21 protein-coding genes and 1 other annotated feature are annotated in these 19,307 nt (G+C 45.3%); of the genes, 3 read left to right on the top strand and 18 right to left on the bottom strand.

The window, feature by feature from the left end; all coding sequences use genetic code 11:
* Window positions 1-157: 157 nt before the first annotated feature.
* From ypeB to G7035_RS18820, 4 genes are all read right to left on the bottom strand, one after another.
* The gene (gene ypeB / locus G7035_RS18835; RefSeq protein ID WP_019687874.1) at window positions 158-1,543 is read right to left on the bottom strand and encodes a germination protein YpeB; all 1,386 of its coding nucleotides are present in this window, start codon (window positions 1,541-1,543) and stop codon (window positions 158-160) included.
* Between the two features lie 263 nt (window positions 1,544-1,806).
* Entirely contained in the window at window positions 1,807-2,502 is a 696-nt protein-coding gene (gene prsW / locus G7035_RS18830; RefSeq protein WP_016822228.1) for a glutamic-type intramembrane protease PrsW, read from the bottom strand.
* Between the two features lie 83 nt (window positions 2,503-2,585).
* Window positions 2,586-3,200, bottom strand: a complete 615-nt coding sequence (locus G7035_RS18825; RefSeq protein ID WP_016822229.1) for a genetic competence negative regulator — start codon at window positions 3,198-3,200, stop codon at window positions 2,586-2,588.
* A 196-nt stretch (window positions 3,201-3,396) separates the two neighbouring features.
* A complete protein-coding gene (locus G7035_RS18820; RefSeq protein ID WP_013371707.1) occupies window positions 3,397-3,774 on the bottom strand; it encodes a hypothetical protein in 378 nt (125 codons plus the stop codon).
* A gap of 93 nt (window positions 3,775-3,867) precedes the next feature.
* On the opposite strand from G7035_RS18820, the gene G7035_RS18815 reads away from it, so the two are divergent.
* A complete protein-coding gene (locus G7035_RS18815) occupies window positions 3,868-4,794 on the top strand; it encodes a polysaccharide deacetylase family protein (protein WP_019687875.1) in 927 nt (308 codons plus the stop codon).
* Window positions 4,795-4,942: 148 nt separating this feature from the next.
* Here G7035_RS18815 and G7035_RS18810 read toward each other — a convergent pair whose 3' ends face one another.
* Window positions 4,943-5,284, bottom strand: coding sequence for a hypothetical protein (locus G7035_RS18810; protein WP_017427534.1), 342 nt, complete (start codon window positions 5,282-5,284; stop codon window positions 4,943-4,945).
* Window positions 5,281-5,868, bottom strand: coding sequence for a type II CAAX endopeptidase family protein (locus tag G7035_RS18805; RefSeq protein ID WP_017427533.1), 588 nt, complete (start codon window positions 5,866-5,868; stop codon window positions 5,281-5,283). Before G7035_RS18805 ends, G7035_RS18810 begins: the two co-directional genes overlap by 4 nt.
* Window positions 5,869-6,054: 186 nt before the next feature.
* Window positions 6,055-6,304 (top strand) — a binding site (T-box leader).
* A 262-nt stretch (window positions 6,305-6,566) separates the two neighbouring features.
* Between G7035_RS18805 and serA the strand changes: the two genes are divergently transcribed.
* Window positions 6,567-8,159, top strand: a complete 1,593-nt coding sequence (serA, locus tag G7035_RS18800; protein ID WP_013371711.1) for a phosphoglycerate dehydrogenase — start codon at window positions 6,567-6,569, stop codon at window positions 8,157-8,159.
* A gap of 204 nt (window positions 8,160-8,363) precedes the next feature.
* On the opposite strand, the gene G7035_RS18795 is transcribed toward serA, so the two are convergent.
* From G7035_RS18795 to G7035_RS18770, 6 genes are all read right to left on the bottom strand, one after another.
* Window positions 8,364-9,818: a sensor histidine kinase gene (locus G7035_RS18795; RefSeq protein WP_019687876.1), complete on the bottom strand. Its 1,455-nt coding sequence runs from the start codon at window positions 9,816-9,818 to the stop codon at window positions 8,364-8,366.
* Between the two features lies 1 nt (window position 9,819).
* Window positions 9,820-10,536, bottom strand: coding sequence for a response regulator transcription factor (locus G7035_RS18790; protein ID WP_013371713.1), 717 nt, complete (start codon window positions 10,534-10,536; stop codon window positions 9,820-9,822).
* A gap of 109 nt (window positions 10,537-10,645) precedes the next feature.
* Window positions 10,646-11,404 (bottom strand): pseudouridine synthase, encoded by a 759-nt coding sequence (locus G7035_RS18785; protein WP_013371714.1) that lies wholly within the window; start codon window positions 11,402-11,404, stop codon window positions 10,646-10,648.
* Between the two features lie 78 nt (window positions 11,405-11,482).
* On the bottom strand, window positions 11,483-12,013 hold the full coding sequence (locus G7035_RS18780; RefSeq protein WP_014599983.1) for a spore maturation protein: 531 nt from the start codon (window positions 12,011-12,013) through the stop codon (window positions 11,483-11,485).
* Between the two features lie 7 nt (window positions 12,014-12,020).
* Window positions 12,021-12,764, bottom strand: coding sequence for a nucleoside recognition domain-containing protein (locus tag G7035_RS18775; RefSeq protein ID WP_019687877.1), 744 nt, complete (start codon window positions 12,762-12,764; stop codon window positions 12,021-12,023).
* A gap of 63 nt (window positions 12,765-12,827) precedes the next feature.
* On the bottom strand, window positions 12,828-14,090 hold the full coding sequence (locus G7035_RS18770; RefSeq protein WP_019687878.1) for a D-alanyl-D-alanine carboxypeptidase family protein: 1,263 nt from the start codon (window positions 14,088-14,090) through the stop codon (window positions 12,828-12,830).
* 213 nt (window positions 14,091-14,303) lie between these two features.
* On the opposite strand from G7035_RS18770, the gene G7035_RS18765 reads away from it, so the two are divergent.
* Entirely contained in the window at window positions 14,304-15,026 is a 723-nt protein-coding gene (locus G7035_RS18765; protein WP_019687879.1) for a protein-glutamine gamma-glutamyltransferase, read from the top strand.
* A gap of 91 nt (window positions 15,027-15,117) precedes the next feature.
* Here the strand turns inward: G7035_RS18765 and ytfJ are convergent, their stop codons facing one another.
* From ytfJ to ribB, 6 genes are all read right to left on the bottom strand, one after another.
* Window positions 15,118-15,606: a GerW family sporulation protein gene (ytfJ, locus tag G7035_RS18760; protein WP_016822238.1), complete on the bottom strand. Its 489-nt coding sequence runs from the start codon at window positions 15,604-15,606 to the stop codon at window positions 15,118-15,120.
* Between the two features lie 98 nt (window positions 15,607-15,704).
* Window positions 15,705-16,418 (bottom strand): DUF2953 domain-containing protein, encoded by a 714-nt coding sequence (locus tag G7035_RS18755; RefSeq protein WP_016822239.1) that lies wholly within the window; start codon window positions 16,416-16,418, stop codon window positions 15,705-15,707.
* 142 nt (window positions 16,419-16,560) lie between these two features.
* Window positions 16,561-17,169, bottom strand: coding sequence for an SMC-Scp complex subunit ScpB (scpB, locus tag G7035_RS18750; protein WP_019687880.1), 609 nt, complete (start codon window positions 17,167-17,169; stop codon window positions 16,561-16,563).
* The gene (locus tag G7035_RS18745; protein WP_017427525.1) at window positions 17,138-17,932 is read right to left on the bottom strand and encodes a segregation and condensation protein A; all 795 of its coding nucleotides are present in this window, start codon (window positions 17,930-17,932) and stop codon (window positions 17,138-17,140) included. Before G7035_RS18745 ends, scpB begins: the two co-directional genes overlap by 32 nt.
* Window positions 17,933-18,105: 173 nt before the next feature.
* The gene (ribH, locus tag G7035_RS18740; protein WP_017427524.1) at window positions 18,106-18,570 is read right to left on the bottom strand and encodes a 6,7-dimethyl-8-ribityllumazine synthase; all 465 of its coding nucleotides are present in this window, start codon (window positions 18,568-18,570) and stop codon (window positions 18,106-18,108) included.
* 29 nt (window positions 18,571-18,599) lie between these two features.
* Window positions 18,600-19,283, bottom strand: a complete 684-nt coding sequence (gene ribB, locus G7035_RS18735; protein WP_019687881.1) for a 3,4-dihydroxy-2-butanone-4-phosphate synthase — start codon at window positions 19,281-19,283, stop codon at window positions 18,600-18,602.
* Window positions 19,284-19,307: the final 24 nt, after the last annotated feature.

Raw genomic sequence — 19,307 nt, 5'->3', positions numbered from 1 at the left:
CCATCCTTGTCCATTCAAAACTATAATTAAGGTATATAATACCACGACTTTGTGCCTATATTAAGCATTATATTTGCTAGAACCATGACTAAAGCACAAAAAACCTCCTTAATAAAGGAGGTTTAGAGTGACTATAGATTCATTTTAGTGTAATCAACTAGGCATTACTTGCCGTAACTTGTGGTTCATCTGAATCTTTTACCTGTTCAATCGTTTCTTCCATTCCCGTGTTCGCGTTAATGTAAATTCGATAAATGGAACCGTTGATTTTACCGCCAAATTCATAGCACAGAACTTCATTTGACAGTTCATTTTCAATTAGTGCTTTGCGGTGGTAAGTTTCACGAAACTCAGGATTCAACTTCGCTCGTGCTTCATTCAAATTCAGTTTTGCCTGAGGAATGCGACGGAGGCGACTGTGCTCATAGACATAATCGCTGCATTGGAAACCAATCACTTGTCCGTTATCCAAGCCTGATCTGACTGTGATTTTTTCTGGATAGATAATCACATCCCCTTGTTGGCTTGCAAATGTAATGTTGGCTAAATTCCCGCTTTCATCATATGCTACGGGCTTCATTCCTTTGTAGCCCTTTTGTTCAAGATACTCACTTGCATAGCGAACCGCTTCATTACGAGTTGTTTTTTTAGGACCTACTGTTCTCATGTCATGATAAGAAATGAGCTTGCCGCCCTTTTTCGTAAAATCCATCGTGGCTACAGGCTGTTGCTTATTTAACAGCGTAGCCGTATAAGACGCCCATTCTGTTCCTTTGCCATTTTCGTTCACACGAATCTGACTTTCTGGTTTTCCTGTAAATTCAGCGGCATTACGCTTAATTTGTCCAGCATCCACCGCCGGGAGACTCAACTTTTTCACTGAGCGCTTATCATAAATGCTCGCAACAGACGGTCCCCAATCCAGTTCTTTGTAGTTCTCTACTTTTTTGTCCACGGTTTTGAAGCCATCAATAATGGTGTTGTCCTTCGGTCCAGTTTGAGAACCTGCCGCCATATCAACATCCATCCAGCGCAAGTTTTTGCTAATGACCTTTTGCTGCACCTCATGCATGTTTTTCGAAATTTCCTTGGAATTGTTATATAACGTTTTTAGATTCGAAATTTCTTTCTCGTTTAAAGGCTCGTGGTCCAGATCACGAACAGCGGTCTGATACGAGAATGCAGATAGATGTGACAGCAAATCTTTAGCATGATTAAAAGGCATTACATTGAGAGGCAACTGATTAACCTCGTTTTGGGCTTCACTTGCAATCCTCCACACGTTCATCAAGCATTTGCGGTGCATCGCGTGTGAAGTAGTATGGACAGCAACCGCGTTACCGAGTTGGGAATGCAGCTGATCCATATGAAACGACAAATCATGAAATGCACGCTGGTATTGATTTTCCGCTTTAATCGACATGCTATTTGCCTGAGAAGACACCTCTTTTCTCATCTGGTTTTGCTGATAACCCCACACAAATGCTCCTATCATAATCAGGGTAACCACCGGGAACAATACGGCACTAAGTCGTTTATACATATTGGGAGTCTCCTTTCTTCAAATACACTACCGATAGTGTGACAAGAAGAAAGCTCTCTTATGCATGGTTTTCCATGACTTCAACAATAAACTCACAGTTATCGCAAATACAGCGTTTAAAGCCGGTCTGAATCTGTCCTTGCTCCATTCGCCCTCTCAGTACAAAGCGTTCTCCGCATCTTTTACAATGAATTCTTACTTTTATACGCAAAAAAGACACCTCTTTCTCTAACAGGTTTGTCAGATCAGTGTGTCCCATTTCGTTACATATTAACCTTTTCTTCCCGTTTTAACATTCGAAAAGGAGAACGGTTATTCGCTCGACTGATTTTTGCCATCCCTCCATACCATAGAAATGCCATCAACGGAATGATAAACCAGATCCAGTCGTGTGAAAATTTCGTCAAAATTAAATCATACACTCCATGCCAAAACCATGGAAGCACTAATGACAGAAGCAGCATATATTTACTCTTCAGGTCTTTCGAAAACTTGGCTTTCCCCATATAGTAGCCCATCATAACGCCAAACATCGCATGACCGGATACCGGTAGCAACGATCTCATTAACATCATGCTGATCGAAGCATGCCCCGCCCAGGCATATAACAGATTTTCAACTGTGGCAAACCCGAGTGAGACTGCGGCTGCATACAATATACCATCATAAGGCTCGTCGAACTCCGTATGGTTATAGATGATGTGATACAGCAGGAACCATTTAAAAAACTCTTCCACTCCAGCGGAAATACCGAACACCTGAATTAAAGTGTCATCTCCTAGCCAAAGCAGCAACCCACGTTGAAAAATCATGACCGGAAGCACCACCAAAAAACCGAGCAAAAATACTTTAATAACCATGTGCAGAGGCTCCGAATCATATCGATCCTTTAAGTAAAAATACATCAATAAGGCGAGACCCGGCGCTGTAGCTGCCGCTAAAACAGAAAACAGAAGCACCGATCATCCCTCCATAAAATGAGTCGGCTCTGCTTTCAGCGCAGAGCCGACAAATTAACTTCATTATCACTTTCTAAACCAAATCAAGAACGGCTGTCAAAATGGGTGCAGATGACAGCAACTGCCTGTTCAGGAATGATCAGCTTTCCATACTCTTCCAGCATAGCTGGTGTTACGGATGAACCTTCTCCAAATTCAGCCAGAATCGCGATTAAGGCCGCAAGCTTGGACTCTTCTACTTCTTCTGGCTCCAAATGCAAAATCCATTTTCCTCTATAATGATACAGCTTACCTGCTTCCGTAGTGTTGCTGCGGAGCATATGAGCCGCTTCTATGAGTACTTCGAAATCGCTAAACGCGTAAACGATGGAATCACTGTGCTCCATTGTGACTTCCATTTCGTAGACTTCCTCTGGAAGCTCCTCATCGGGACCCGAACCGTACTGCTGGTGATCGTATTTTCCCCGAGTGACGATAACAACCATTCCCTGAGCAGGAAGCGCAAAGACTTCTACAGCTAACGGTCCCGTGGCGTCGAAGCCCAGTTCGCTGTATGCCTGATCCATCATTTCAGTAAACAGCTCATGAACTCTTGGAATTTCTTGCCACATATCATCTTTTTGGATACCCCGTTCGCTCAAATCATCAAAGGTAAGGAAAATCCGTATCTTGTCCTGACTTAATCTTTCTATTTTCATACTGGACCCTCCTCCTGGCAGCCGAGTGTTATTAGCAGATTATGATTCAAATATGATGCCTGTGATGAAAATGGTTCTATGTAATCATGTTATCATTTTATAATCGTAAATGCACGAATAAAAATGATAAAAAAAAGAATCATTTGAACGGCTTTAACAAAAAAGCCGCAAAATGATTCGGAATAGAGGTTTCGGGTTACAATCCCGGTACGGCTGTATGAGTTTCTTTCAGTATTTGCTCGACCTCACGTTTAACATCGGGACTTGTGCTAATAAACTCTTTAATCAACTTCATATTCTCTTCTTTGCTCTTGGCAGTTTGGGCGTTATGAACGGTTTTATCTGCTTGTGAACGATGATCATGATCCTTGTGGGTGTCTTGTGTATTCAGCGCAATATCACCCATGCCTGGAAATGCGGCGTCCATCATTTTTGTACGAGCTTTCTGTACCAAATTCCCGCCTTTTTTTCCGCCCATGTCCATGGATAAGCCCAACGCATTGCGGTTACGAGAGATCAGAGAGCTTGCGACAGCCCCCAAGACGATTCCCAGGAAAAATGAAGATGTTTTCACAATTAGAACCTCCCTTTGTGGTAGAATCAAGCATAGTGTTCGTCAGCAGAGACAAACTCATACGGTATAAATACAGGAAGGTGAGATGAATTAATGGGTACAAAAACAGCAGCCATTTTGCTAACAGCATGTCTGCTGCTTAGTGCTTGCACTGCGACGAAGCCGGAATCTGCGGATTCCAGTAACCATCAGGATTCAGTAACTTCTGATTTAAGTAACAGTGCCAAAGATCAGAGCAGTAAATCTTCCCCCAAAGGAAGCAGCAAGCAAGCAGACAGTGATGAGCAAAAATCAGTGAGTACAACAAATACACAAAATGACAAAACCGCCGTTAAGAGCAACGAGACTACAGTTTCAACAACTGCGGTTACCACTAACAAGATGTATCACTTGGACAAAGCTTACAATGTTATTCCTAATCAACAAGGTGTCGAAAAAAAAGTGGTATTGCTGACTTTTGATGATGGCCCGAAAGAAGCGGTCATGATTAACAAAATCATAGATATATTGGATAAGCACAAGGCAAAAGCGATTTTCTTCGTAAACGGTTATCGTGTAAAAGAACATCCTGAGTTGCTCAAGCTTATCCATGACCGTGGACAGCCCATTGGCAACCATAGCTGGGACCACATCGTTCTCAAGAACAAGTCTGAGGCTGAGGTTAAAAAACAGATTGAAACAGTACAAAAAATCGTTAAAGACACTACAGGCCAAGCCCCCGTATTCTTCCGTCCGCCTCATGGTGCTGGTGGAGACGTAGGTCGCAAGGTTGCTAAGGAAAATGGGCTCTTGTATATGACATGGTCCGTAGGCTCTCTGGACTGGACCATGAAAAAAAACCAACCTCATAAAACGGAAACTCTTCTCAAAAATGTAACAGAACAACTTCATCCAGGCAGCAATATTTTGATGCATGAACTGCCATGGACAGCGGAGGCACTGGACAGTCTATTGACGCGCCTTGAGCAGAAGGGCTATCAATTTGTCGATCCACAAAGCATTGAGATTCCTGCCAGTTAATTATCACTTGCTCATAGGTCAAATGTAGATGATGTAAAATTAAATGATGTAAAAAGCCCCCTCTCCGCATATTTTGTGGGAGTTGGAGGCTTTTTTAGCATAATATTGCACGCACGTACTAGACGCAAGCTATCACAATGCCTTTATATCACCAAAGCATTTCACTAATGGGTGGTGCACCCTTAATTCCCCACCATAGTAGTGCGGCTGTAATAAGCACAAAAAGAGTGCTTAAAAAATTCAAAAACCACTTACTCACCCGAATACGACGGGACGGAAACATCTCTGTCCGTGTTCGGTACTCACTGGCAGGAGTGTCCTCCTCCATTGTCACAGCAACTTCTGGTGCAGCGGCAACGTCTGCCAATTCTGGCATGGGCCGTGAAGCACGGGAGCGGACCGGTTTTGGCTTTGGCCTGTCCTCCTCCTTGCCTTTGCGGCCATTTCGGCGGCTACCATAGGTCTGCACTCTGCTAAGTTCCTGATTCATTCTTCATACCTCCGAAAACGTAACGCTAAGCCAGATATAAGGTCAATCACAAAATGACAAATGATCGGTGCCCACAGGCTGCCTGTCTGCACGTATATATATCCCAATCCATAACTGCTAAGGAAAACCCAGCCCGTGGGAATCCAGTGCCGTAAATACCGGATATGAATAACCGCAAACAAAATGCTTGTCCAATAAGGACCAAAGCTGTACTGAATCGCACCTCTAAACAAAAGTTCCTCACAGATGGAAACGATAGCAGCTATACAAATAATATGCCAAACCGGTCGATTTTGAAACAGCATTTGGTTAATACCACCGTCATCCATGGCATCCTCAGGCATGATCCGAGACAGCAGCAAATCTACTAATAGCATAGCGGCTGCCAAACCCAATCCCCACCATAAGACATGTAGCGTGTTGGGCAATGCAAACAGTTCAAACACATTTCTTTTCTGAAATATAATCCAGATTACGCCAATCAGCAGGGTCAGCCCCTGAGTTAGATACAAATTGTAAAGCAGCAAGCGGTCATTCAATTGATGAATTTGCGCTCTTTTCCATTTCACTTTAAGCTTTTTCATAGTTAGTTAGTCCTCTGCTTAGTCTTCTTTAGCATCATAGCCAAAAAGTCGGGCGGATTCAAGAAGACTTAAATCTTAATTTTTCCGCATTCTGTAGCTATGTTTCTAGTCGTCTATCCACACATGCCGCATGTCCTATTGACATGCCCATGTAAGCCATGATACATTATGAAAAAATTATTAGCGACAACAACAATGATGGAGAAAAGGTATTGATTTCGTCCTCAGAGAACCGGTGTTTGGGTGGAAGCCGGTGGCGAAGTAACTACTTTCAGCGCTCCTGAGTTATTGCATCGAGGTCTGGGAATCATTTTCCGACATTAGATGCAATCGGCAGAAAACCGTTATCCTTTCGGTCATTATATGACCGCTGAAGGCAGTCCATTGCGAAATGGCTGCGAATTAGGGTGGTACCACGATAACTCTCGTCCCTTACTATGGAGATAGTATGTGATTCGGGAGTTTTTTTGATGCCCGAAAACCGTAAAGCAACTCCACATAAGGCCTTTGGTTATCAGTTTGGTGCAAAATACTATTTTATTCCTTTTCTGCGTCAATGCGTTATCACACTAGTATTTAGACCGCTCTCCTGTACTTTTTAGAAGCATTTCAAGTTTTTTTCATGTTCTTTATGGAATGTATTTCAGTTCGAAGTACATCCTGTCCATAAAAGAAGTTAACTTTGAGGAGGAAACCAAATGTTTAAAGTGTTAGTATCCGATCCAATCAGTGACCTGGGCATTCAGCAGCTGATGGATGCAGACGATGTCACGGTGGACAAGAACACAGGTCTCAGTGAGGATGAATTGGTTCAAATTATTGGTGACTATGACGCATTACTCGTCCGAAGCCAAACCCGGGTAACCGAACGCATCATGGCGGCAGGTAAAAACCTCAAGGTTGTTGGACGTGCCGGGGTCGGCGTGGACAACATCGACCTTGAAGCAGCAACACAACGCGGGATTATCGTTATTAATGCTCCTGACGGCAATACAATTACGACATGTGAACACACTTTTGCCATGATGATGGCACTGGCTCGCCATATTCCACAGGCTTACGCTAAAACCATCGGTGGTACATGGGATCGTAAAACATTCCTCGGTGTCGAACTACGTAACAAAACACTTGGAGTTCTCGGCATGGGACGTATCGGCAGTGAGGTGGCTAAACGCGCCAAAGCATTTGGCATGAGCATCCTTGGTTATGATCCGTTTCTGACTGAAGAACGCGCTGAGAAGCTGGGCATCAAGCTGGCCAGCGTGGACGAAATTATCCGCAACGCAGATTTCATGACCGTGCACACGCCATTAACACCAGAAACCAAGCATATGATTGCTCGCCCGCAGTTTGAAGTGATGAAAAAAGGAATGCGCATCATCAACTGTGCCCGAGGCGGAGTTATCGATGAAATGGCTCTTGTTGAAGCCATCGATGAAGGTATCGTTGCCGGTGCAGCCTTTGACGTATTCGAGTCGGAACCACCAGCACAGGATCATCCGTTCCTGAGCCATCCAAAAATTATCGTTACACCACATCTGGGTGCATCGACCGTCGAAGCTCAGGAGAACGTGGCGATCGACGTATCTGAGCAGGTGCTGCATATTTTACGTGATGAGCCGTTTAAAAATGCGGTCAACATGCCTCCAGTACCATCCAATGTCATGACGCAATTGCAGCCATATTTCTCGCTTGGAGAGAAGCTGGGCAGCTTTGCCGCTCAGATCACCAATCAGGCTGTACGTGAAATTCAGGTAGATTATGCTGGCGATTTGTCTTCTGTGGATACACAGCCGCTCACACGTTATATTTTGAAAGGTGTACTTAGCCGTCATCTGGGCAGCGATGTGAACATCGTGAACTCTGTGCATCTTGCCAAAACACGTGACGTCCATCTCATCGTCTCTCAGGCGCCTGCCACCAAGGGCTTCACCAACCTGATTACCGTTACGCTCAAAACACAAAGCGGCGAAGAGCAACGTGTTTCCGGTACCCTGCTAGCAGGCTATGGTGAACGTATTGTTCGATTGAACCAGTTCCCGGTAGATGTCGCACCGGAGGCTCATTTCTTGCTTATCTCACACAATGATAAACCCGGCATTATCGGCCGTGTCGGCACCTTGCTTGGGGAGAACAGCGTCAACATTGCTTCTATGCAAGTAGGTCGTAAAATTGTTGGCGGTGAAGCCATCATGATCCTGACCGTTGACAAAGCTGTGCCTAAAGACGTGCTGATTCAACTCGTAGGCTTACCAGAACTGAATACTGCCCAAGAAGTAGTACTGGATTAGTTCCAGTCAGTGTTGAAAAATTCCTTGGTTTTATTTATAAAGAGAGGCGCCGGCTACCGAGGCGCCTTTTCTTATACCCTTATCTAACATAGAAGCATCCATCTTGAAACAGAATGTTCCACGTTGAACAAGATAAATGTTGATTTTTCAACAAAAAGCACCCTCTTCCGAGGATGCCTGCAAACTGGGATATATGAGCCGTCGTTATAAGCTTGTTACAGAGCCCAGCCTTGTTTTATTGGAGATCGGCAACAAAATAGTAAATTCCGTCCCTTCTCCCAGTACGCTAGAAGCTGAGACAGAGCCTCCGTGAGCCTCTACGATGTTTCTAACAATAGCAAGCCCCAGCCCAGTCCCTTTGTCTTCACCACGTACTCTGGCTTTGTCTGCCTTGTAGAAGCGGTCAAAAATATAAGGTAGATCCTCACTGGCAATGCCCACACCTTCATCCTTAATCCGAATGCGGATTAACTCATTCCGTTCTCCCAGAATTTGATCCGCCGCAATGGTAACTTTTTTCCCAGAGGGCGTATGTCTGAACGCATTATCCAGCAAATTGGTCAACACCTGCTCCAGTCTGTCTTCATCTGCCTCAGGCAACACTAAGCGTTGACCTGGCTCATAATAATCGAGTGTCAGTCCTCGTTCCTTGGAACGAACCGTAAATTTCCGGTGAACACGCTCGATCAGTTCATTCACATCCACTTCCTGACGGTACATATCTGTATGACCTGCCTCCATTCGGGCCAAGTCGAGCAGATCCTTGACTAACCTTCCCATACGTAATGATTCATCATGGATGACCTGTACTAGCTCCTCGGACTCTTCCGGTGAACCTGCCATGCCGTCCAGCAAAGCCTCACTGTATCCCTGCATCATAGATAAGGGTGTACGGATTTCATGGGATACGTTGGCTACAAAATCACTGCGCATCTTCTCAAGTTTTACTTCTTCCGAAATATCTCTAAGTACAGCTACTGCACCACGAATAGCGTTATCTGTATACAGCGGCGCCATTTGCACTGACCACGAGCCTTTCTTGACATGGATGTAGTCTCCGACATCCTCGCCTCTGTCCATAACCGTATGGAACAAAGGCAGCAAAGGCTCAGGCACAGAAGCTCCGAATTCCTCCAGATCACGTTCCTGCCACTCCAGCTTTTTCCAAATATCCAGCAAACTTTGTGCAGGCGGATTCGTCAAGATGATTTGTCCACTTCTGTCGAAGGTAATTACGGCATCAGACATACTTCGCAGTACACTGGATAAATGGTTTTTCTCCTCATTCAGACTGCGGATCGTCGCTTCCAGTTCCGTAGACATATGGTTAAAAGTTTTCGCCAGCTCTCCAATCTCATCGCTGGTCACCAGCGAAAGCCGAGTATCATACCTTCCCTCACGGATGGCATTCGCCGCCTGAATCAACAGCTGCATAGGCTGTGTGATTTTAGTAAAAAGAAATAGAGCAAAAAAGGTCGTCAATAAAAATCCGACGATACATGTATAGGTGAATAAATGCTTGATTTCCGTCGATTCATGCGCCGCAAAATTTCTATTGATATATGGCAATAAAAAAAGCCCCAGAAAAATAAGCACAGAACCTACAAGACAAATGATGGTGATCCACAGCTTGCCTACCAGCGATCTCCAGAAGTTCACGTTATTTTGGAACCTCCAGCTTATAACCTACGCCCCATACGGTCGTAATCATAGCCGCTGCCTCTGGTGATACCTTATTCAGCTTTTCACGAAGCCGTTTCACATGCGTATCCACAGTGCGGAGATCACCAAAGAATTCGTAATTCCAAACATCTTTCAGCAGTTCTTCGCGTGAGAAGACTTTATCTGGCGACACCGCCAAATAATGCAATAGCTCGTACTCTTTAGGCGTTAGACTGATTTCAATTCCGCCTGCAGTTACCCGGTGGGCATCATGCTCAATAATAAGATTTGGAAAAACAATACTATTGCTTGGCACAGCCTCTTTCGTTAAAAAAGCCGTCTCCGACGATCGTCTTAAAATTGCCTTTACCCGGTAAATGACCTCTCGCGGGCTGAAGGGCTTGACCACATAATCATCAGCTCCAACTTCGAAGCCTTGCACGCGGTTCACTTCCTCACCTTTGGCTGTCAGCATAATCACAGGCGTAGATTTGGTTTGACGTAGACGTGTACACACTTCAATCCCGTCCATACCCGGAAGCATCACATCGAGCAAAATAATACTGTAATCGCTTGCAGTCGCTTTTTGGAGAGCAATCTCACCATCCTCAGCTTCTTCAATTTCGTATCCTTCTTTTTCCAGATACATCCGCAGAAGGCGGCGAATGCGTTCTTCATCATCTACAATTAATATGCGGTTGCTTTGTTCTGACATATTCCCAGCCCCTTCGCTAAAAAAAGCATTCTCTCTATTTTACTATTTTCCCGTGCTTGGTCAAACTTTACTCTCATCCAACAGCCTCTTTACACCAAAAAGGCCGGGGTTATGACCCCCGTCCTGTCCGTTTCTTTTTCGTGTTGTCTGATTTGGCAAGTTGAATGAGACGGTTGATTTCGTCCTTGGTTAGGGGTCTGGTGAGACCGCGCTTCAAGTTTTGCAGCAATAGATCCCCAAAGGCAATCCGCTTGAGTCTGATGACTGGGTGCGAAATGGCCTCAAACATCCGTCTTACCTGACGATTTCTGCCTTCATAAATGGTAATCTGGATCACAGATTCCTTACCGTCCGGATCTACATCCTTATATTCTACCTCGGCCGGTGCAGTAATGCCATCCTCCAGCACGATTCCTTTTTTCAGCTTGTCCAGCTCAGTACCGTGCGGAACGCCTTTGACTGTAGCCACATACGTCTTCGGCACATGATGCTTGGGATGGGTGAGCAGATTGGCGAACTCTCCGTCATTGGTAAGCAACAGCAACCCTTCAGTGTCGTAATCGAGACGTCCGACCGGATATACGCGTTCCTTGACGCCTTTCAGATAGTCAGACACAATTTTGCGACCTTCCGGATCGGAAGCGCTTGTAATGACCCCTTTGGGTTTGTTCATCATCAAATAGATTTTTTTCTCAGTTTTGATCGGGCGTCCCTTTACTGTAATCATATCTTGATCAGGGTCTGCTTTCGTTCCCAGCTCAGTTACGGTAACCCCGTTAACTTCCACACTGCCCGCCTGAATAAGCTCCTCACATTTACGTCTGGAAGCTACACCGGCTTGGGCCAATATTTTCTGCAATCTTTCCATGTTCGCTAATTCACCTCATGCTAATGATACCCATCCATGAGCAAAATCACAACCCCCGTTCAAAAAACGATGCAAAATTCAAAATACAAGCAAACAAATGGCAATAGCCGCTACAAAACCAACCACATCTGAAAATAGTCCCACTTTCAAGGCATATCGTCCATTGCGGATACCTACCGCACCAAAGTATACAGTTAATACATACAGCGTCGTATCTGTGCTGCCCTGAATCGTTGAAGCAATCCGACCGATCATGGAATCGGGACCATAAGTGCGAATTAAATCCGTCGTGAACGCGAGTGAACCCGTGCCCGTCAATGGACGAAGCAAACCTAAAGGCAGCACCTCGCCAGGTACGCCCCAGTTTTTAATCCACGGGGTTACCCAGGATATTACATAGTCCAAAGCGCCGGATGCTCGAAAAATGCTAATCGCCACCATCATGCCTACAAGATGAGGAATAATGCTGATGGCGGTAGAAAAGCCGTCTTTGGCTCCATCTACAAAAGAATCGTAGACAGGGACCTTTTTGGCATATGCATATAAAGGAATAAAAGCGAGAATAACCGGGATGGCCCAAGTCGATACGAGGTTAATAAAATTCAGCATGCCTCCCTCATCCTTTCCAAGTGGTGTCCCTGCCCTTGGTAGCTGTGATTCCCGTTCGCGGTACGGCAGGTGAAGATACGGGCGGTACATGTGAAGAAACTACAGATGTTGGTGCAGGCGAGGTACGTGGCGCCAAGGAAGTCTGGGACGGCGGATTCGCTGGAGGACGGCGACGCAATTCTCGACTACGATACCAACGATCCGCCGCAATGGCGGCAAAGGTAGCTATTGCGGTCGCCACCAGTGTCGTTCCGACGATTTCAGCCGGGTGTGCGGAGTGAAAATTTAGCCGAATGGCGATCAACGTTGTAGGAATAAGCGTAATGCTGGCTGTATTCAGCGCAAGCAGCGTACACATGGCGGGTGTAGCGGTTTGCTTATCAGGATTGAGTGTTTGTAACTCTTGCATCGCCTTGATCCCCATTGGTGTTGCTGCATTCCCCAGTCCGAGTAGATTGGCGCTCATATTGGACAAAATGTAGCCCATAGCGGGATGATTACGAGGAACATCAGGAAAGAGAAAGGCGACCAAAGGAGAAAGCAGCTTAGATATTTTCTGTAAGAGCCCACCGTCTTCAGCCAGCCTCATCATACCCATCCAGAATACCAGCACACTTATCAGTCCAAAGCATACTGTAACACCCGTAGTTGCCCCGTCAAAAGCTGCCTTCGTCACCACCTCTATATTTCCCTGTGCGGCTGCAAATAGAAATCCTATACAAATCAAAGCCACCCATATGAGATGAATCATGACTGATTCCCCCTTTTTCCAATGATGTGACACCGCAGCTTTATAGCATCAAACCTACTTGCCTTATGCTCCAAACAGATTTTCAAGAATTTCATTCCATTTGCTCGTCCAACCTCGTTGCTGAGTATGGTTTGCAGGAGCTTGTGCAGTCGGAGCCTCCTGCTGTGGCTGCACAGTAGTTTGAGCAGGCAGCTTACTACCTTTTTCATATACAGGAACGGAACCGATCAATTTACCTTCCAGTAAAAATTCGACCCGTCCTCGCAAACCAAAAGACACGTCAGCTCTACCTGCCGAAGCGGAATTTTTAAACAATACCAGTCTTTTGTGCAATTGAGTCTTCTCACCCTCATGTAAAGGATAAGAAAAACTCGCACCTGTCAAGAGGGGGTAACCCTCAATAGACTGCTGCTTGTCCGTAATCGGAATGAGGGGATAATAGCGGAAGCCGTAATCAAGCATACGGGCATGATCATTCCAATCGTCCCCGTCATTCAAGGTAACAGCAGCCAGCTGACGCCCCTCACGTGTGGCCGAGCTGACTAGACAGCGAAACGCTTTTTTAGTATAGCCTGTTTTTACACCGTCAGCTCCCTCATACAGCCGCAGCATTTTGTTTTTATTATGCCATGAGTAGTCCCAGGAATCGTTGGGGTTCGGTGCTTTTTTCAGTTCTGTTTTTACGATACGGGCAAAAGTTGGATTATGCAGCGCATAAGCGGTGAGCCGGGCCATATCGTTGGCTGAGGAATAATGTCCGTCGGCATCCAGCCCATGAGGATTAGCAAAATGTGTATGGTTTAGCCCAAGCTGAACCGCCTTGTCATTCATTAAATGGACAAATCCCTCTTCTGTTCCACCCACATGCTCTGCAATGGCAGAAGCTGCATCATTACCAGAACGGAGCATTAAGCCATACAGCATATTTTCCAGCGTCATTTGTTCACCCATCTGCAGAAAAAGCGAAGATCCTTCTTTGGCATACGCCGTTGAACTCACCTTTACTCGGTCCTGCAAGCGTCCATGTTCAATGGCTACAATCGCAGTCATAATTTTGGTTAGGCTAGCTATACGGAGCTCCCGGTCACCTTCGGCTGAATATATGATCCGTCCTGAAGTGACATCAATTAAAGAAGCAGCCTGGGCATGAGTTCCTAACGTGGGCGGTGTTGCTTCTGTTCTCATTGCTCCCAGAACAGGCTGTGGACTCAGCAATGTAAGCGGCAATGACAAAATAAGCATAAGCGCTAGCGGCAAAACAAATGCGCGTGCCTTATTCTTATAATGGATGTGGTCCGCATGGATATGTTGTTTTTTTTTAAACATTTGGATTCCTCCGGTTTTGAGCAAGTCTTGTACCATTCTATGTCCAAGCTGTTCAAAGTATGTCCACCTTTATAACAGAAAATTCCTTATACAGGACAGTCATTAGCCGCTCCTGTTTTGCTTTCTTTCTACGTTAACCAAGCAACTTGCAATCCTGAACACATATAATATTAGTTACTAACGTTAAATATGAAATCGAGGGGGGGTTACAACATGCAGCGATTACAGTTTGAAATGATTTTAAGATCGCGGATTGTAGAGTCCGCACAAGCATTACATCAAAGTGGTGTATCCTTTGCCACTTTTGCTACCGCGCGTTGCAACCCGCAATTTTGGGAGTTAACGGAAAAAGGCGGTTTTCGGATCAAAGCAGGTGTTACTCCCGCGCAGGGGATCAGAGATATCTTTATAAACGGTCAACAATACGCTTTTGAATGTGCAACAGCAATGGTTATTGTGTTGTACAAAGGAGTACTGGATTCCATTCTGGAAAGTGAGTTTAATCAGATTTTTGCAGATATGCTGTTGTATGATTGGCACTATGACAGTGATCTCAGGCTTATACAACAGCAAGGCAGCCATAAAGCAGTACCTGGGGACATCCTGTATTTCAACAATCCAGATGTGTCGTCAGATTCATTGGAATGGAAGGGAGAAAATGTCGTCAAATTGAAGGAAGATTCATTCTATGGCCATGGGATTGGCATCTTGCCGGCTCAAGGTATTATTGATTCTCTTAATCAACATCGTCGCCCCGATGCCACGGTATCTGCTTATTTGACAAATGAAGTGATCTACCCAGACTTCGTTTACCTATCACAGTTCGCATCCGAAGAAAACCGAGAAAATGAACTATCAGTGAATACATTTTATTACCAAGAATTCAGTCACTGTATACATGCTGTCATTGGCGGAAGGCAGTATATTCAGGAATAGGGTCGAGTGCATACTAAAAAGAAGGTATTCCTAGGCCATTCTTTGGCTTGGGGATACCTTCTTAAGAGGACACTTTTAATTTCAATAACTTTTACAAGTAAGCCGGTCCAGATTGACTTTGATCCGTATTAGCATTTGCAGGTACCTGTGGAGGTGGAGTCTGCATGTTGCTGCCTGAATTCTGGAAGATAGACTGAACCTTATCGATCAGGTATGGTGTGGAGTCGATGATTTTCTCAAACAGATGCGTTTGATTGTCCAACGGAACGATTTGTGCTCCCTGTTTGCCGACAACTAGAAAGGCAATGGGATGTATAGATACACCACCACCGCTACCGCCACCAAAAGGATGTACTTCCTTCCCACTATGATTACCCGATGAGGAAGTATGAAGCGACTCTTCATCTACGTTAAAATCACTTCCGCCGGCTGCGAAGCCAAATCCTACCTTACTGATTGGCAAAATAACGGAACCATCGGGTGTTTCCACTGCGTCTCCCACAATCGTATTCACGTCCACCATGGCCTTGATGTTCTCCATCGCGGTTTGCATGAGCCCTTGAATCGGATGATCTGACATGTTTTATTCCTCCTCTGCTTATCTCAAGCGTAGACTGCTTTTCTTTCGCTATTGTGCGCAAAGGTTCAGGAAATATGTATGTCAATCCTCTACACTGTTTATTCTTTACTGTTGGCTTGATGATTCTCAGGAGCTTTGGAAATAACCCGCTTCCATGCCTCTATGCCTCCCGGAACGCGCCATATGCGGAAAGCTAATCTGAGCATGGAAAAGATTAAATAACCGAACGATATTTTTGCTTCACAATTCAAGATGGTAGTAAAACGTAGCCGGTCCACCCAATAAGGCACCACAAACACCTTTGGGGTACATTCCATGCGCACAATGCTGGAGGCAAAACCGATCAAGCTCGTTTTTAATCCCCACAACATACCAGTTGAGGTCGCTGTATAAGCTGCGTCAGCCAGACTAATATTGGTAGACCACTCCATTTTCGACACTGTTACATGAGCCAATGTATGTCTCAGCCATCGCTGTAAGGATTGTGTACCCTTGAGCAAAATCCGGATATCATGTATAAATTGCTTGATTTTTTCGGTATCAATATTTCCGCTATCCACAGAAGCATCCGTTTTATGTATATTTTTATTGCGGTCAAGCCGATAGAGAAGCCCTTTTTTCAAACCTGTAATGAGAATGGCTGGAATATCGTAATCCATTTTGATCAAGCCGTATAGAAATCTGATCTCTAGATGCGCCCGATCATCATTGTCATGCTTGGCAATTTCCAGCTTCAATCGAATACGAGAGAGCAGAATAGCCAGTACAATGAATATAACGATGATGATGGCGATACTGATCCATTTCCACACTGGCGAGTCCTCCCTACCCTTTTGCTATAGAATATCATGGCAAAAATAGTATGACCTTTCAGCGGAAAATCATGCATCTTAAAATGCCAAACAGCCAGCCCTCAACGACGTAAGGACTGGCTGTCTTTTGAATTTTTTGAATTTAAGATTCCGGATCCGAATCGTTCTCCGTAGGCTGGCTACTCTCCAGACGCTCGAACAATAGCTGTGTCTCTTCTTCTAAATTGTCTGAATCCTCGAACTGCTCCGGTTGCGGTAGATCTTCAAGAGAGCCTAGACCGAAATAATCCAAAAATGATTTCGTCGTTCCGTACAATATTGGTCGTCCGATGGCCTCAGCTCGACCTTTCTCTTCAATGAGCTCCTTGTTGACCAGTGTATGTATGGCCCGCTCGGATTTGACACCTCGAATCTCTTCGATTTCAACTCTTGTAATGGGCTGGCGGTAGGCCACAATGGCCAGTGTCTCCAAAGCAGCCTGAGACAATGAGGCACGTGCAGGAGAGTAGGCGAGCTTTTCAAAATAAGGTGCATGTTCGGATAAAGTTGCAAGCTGATAATGACCAGCAATACGGACAAGCTGCAGACCTCTTCCTCCTTGCTCCATATCCTGTTTCATATCCTCCAGACACTTTTCAACCAGCTCTTGCTGCTGTTCTACAATGTCGGCGATCTGCTTGGTGGACAACCCTTCCTCTCCCGCGAGAAACAGTAGCCCCTCAATAATTGATTTCAGCTTCAGATAATCCATTAACCCGTAAATCCCCTCTCCACTCCATTACAATATCATCGAAAAGCTTCTCCTGATAACAGAAGATTTGCTTCATTTTCATCAATTCAAGGATAGCCAAAAAGGTTACAACCACCTCATGCCGATACATATCCTCATGCATCAGCTTGGAGAACAGCAGCCGTCCTCCATTCCCCACCTTCTCTAGCGCCCCGATAACTTGCCGGATACGGTCCTTGACTGAAATTTCGTCCCGATGAACACGGGTTACCGTCGTACGTCGTTCAGCTTTGCGCAATGCACGCTGAAAGGCCGCGACCAAATCGCTCGCATGCAGCCCATGCACCGGATTTGCGGGTTCGGTTGGCAGGAATGCGCTCAAATCTTCCGGCTCCTTGCCATAAATCAGACTACGTTCCCACTCCCGTTCGCTCAGATGGCGAGCAATCCCTTTGTATTTACGATACTCCACCAGCTTGCGAACCAGTTCCTCACGTGGATCATAGTCTTCTTCTTCATAAAAATCCAAATCGTCATATTCCATCACAGGTGGCTTGGGAAGCAACAATTTACTCTTAATGGATAAGAGCGTCGCCGCCATCACTAGAAACTCGCTTGTAATGTCCAGCTCCAGCTCCTGCATACTGTGCAAAAAAGCCATGTACTGATCAGTAATATCGCTAATCGGGATATCCTGAATGTCGATCTCGGCTTTATCAATCAGATGCAACAGTAGATCCAGCGGACCCTCGAATGTTTCCAGCTTGTAATTTACGACTGTCAATGTGCTTCCCCCTGCCTTACTCCAATCATCATTCAACAATACCTTTCCCCATTAGCACTTATGTTCTACGTTATCAATCCCTCTTTCTGTAGTATATACGTCATCGCCTTGCTTAACAATCTAATCCCTTTTCCACTTTGCAGTTTATGCCGTTCTTTCAGCCATTTATATCATTAGAACTGCTTACCGAGATTGGCCATTTCAATCGCAGCCAGCGCAGAATCCCAACCTTTATTACCAGCCTTTGTACCTGCCCGTTCTATGGCCTGCTCAATATTTTCCGTAGTCACTACACCAAAAATAATAGGGACACCCGTTTTCAGACTGCTTGCCGCCACACCCTTGGCCACTTCATTGCAGACGATATCATAGTGTGAAGTAGAACCACGGATAACCGTGCCAAGCGTAATGACAGCATCATACTTTCCACTTGCGGCCATTTTTTGTGCAATAAGCGATATTTCAAATGCACCCGGCACCCACGCTACATCAATTTCACCTTCCTGTGCACCATGTCGTTGAAGTGCATCAAGTGCACCGCTCAACAGTTTGCTTGTAATAAATTCATTAAATCTGCCCACCACAATACCATACTTTAAACCATTCGATACGAGATTACCTTCCAGAAAACGTGCCATGCTTATCAACCTCTCTTTTTTTGAATTATTTACAATGACAAACGACGACGGTAGTCGATTAAATGCTGAATGCTAATCAGCTTCAATTGATGTCGCTTGGCGATCACGACCAAATCAGGTAAGCGGGCCATCGAACCATCTTCCTTTATAATTTCGCAAATGACCCCGGCAGGCTTAAAGCCGCTGAGTCGGGCCAGGTCGACAGCCGCTTCAGTATGACCGGCACGCTCCAAGACCCCACCATCGCGAGCAATTAGCGGGAACATGTGACCAGGTTTGCGAAAATCGCTTCCCGTGATTGCTTCGTCGGCTAAGGCACGAACAGTCAAAGAGCGCTCGGCCGCTGAAATCCCCGTTGTTGTCTTTATATGATCTACCGATACCGTAAAGGCGGTACCGTGATAATCTGTGTTTTGCTCTACCATAGGATGCAATTCCAATGCCTTGGCTCGGTGCTGTGTGATCGGCACACAGACCAATCCGCGACCTTCTGTAATCATGAAATTGATCACCTCGGGCGATGCTTTTTCAGCCAAAGCGATAAAGTCGCCTTCATTTTCCCGCTGTTCATCATCCACTACAATAACGACTTTGCCGTTCTTTAAATCCTCCAATGCTTCTTCGATGGAATCCAATCGAATCTCTTCGTCGTGGTGCAACTCATCCTGCTCCATGATGTTTGTCGTTGCACTTGTTTGGATGCCTCTATCCATAACCCTCTCCTCCTTATGTCTTGT

This window comes from Paenibacillus polymyxa (genome assembly GCF_015710975.1).
Taxonomy (GTDB): domain Bacteria; phylum Bacillota; class Bacilli; order Paenibacillales; family Paenibacillaceae; genus Paenibacillus; species Paenibacillus polymyxa.
This window is presented reverse-complemented; position numbering and strand designations above follow the sequence as displayed.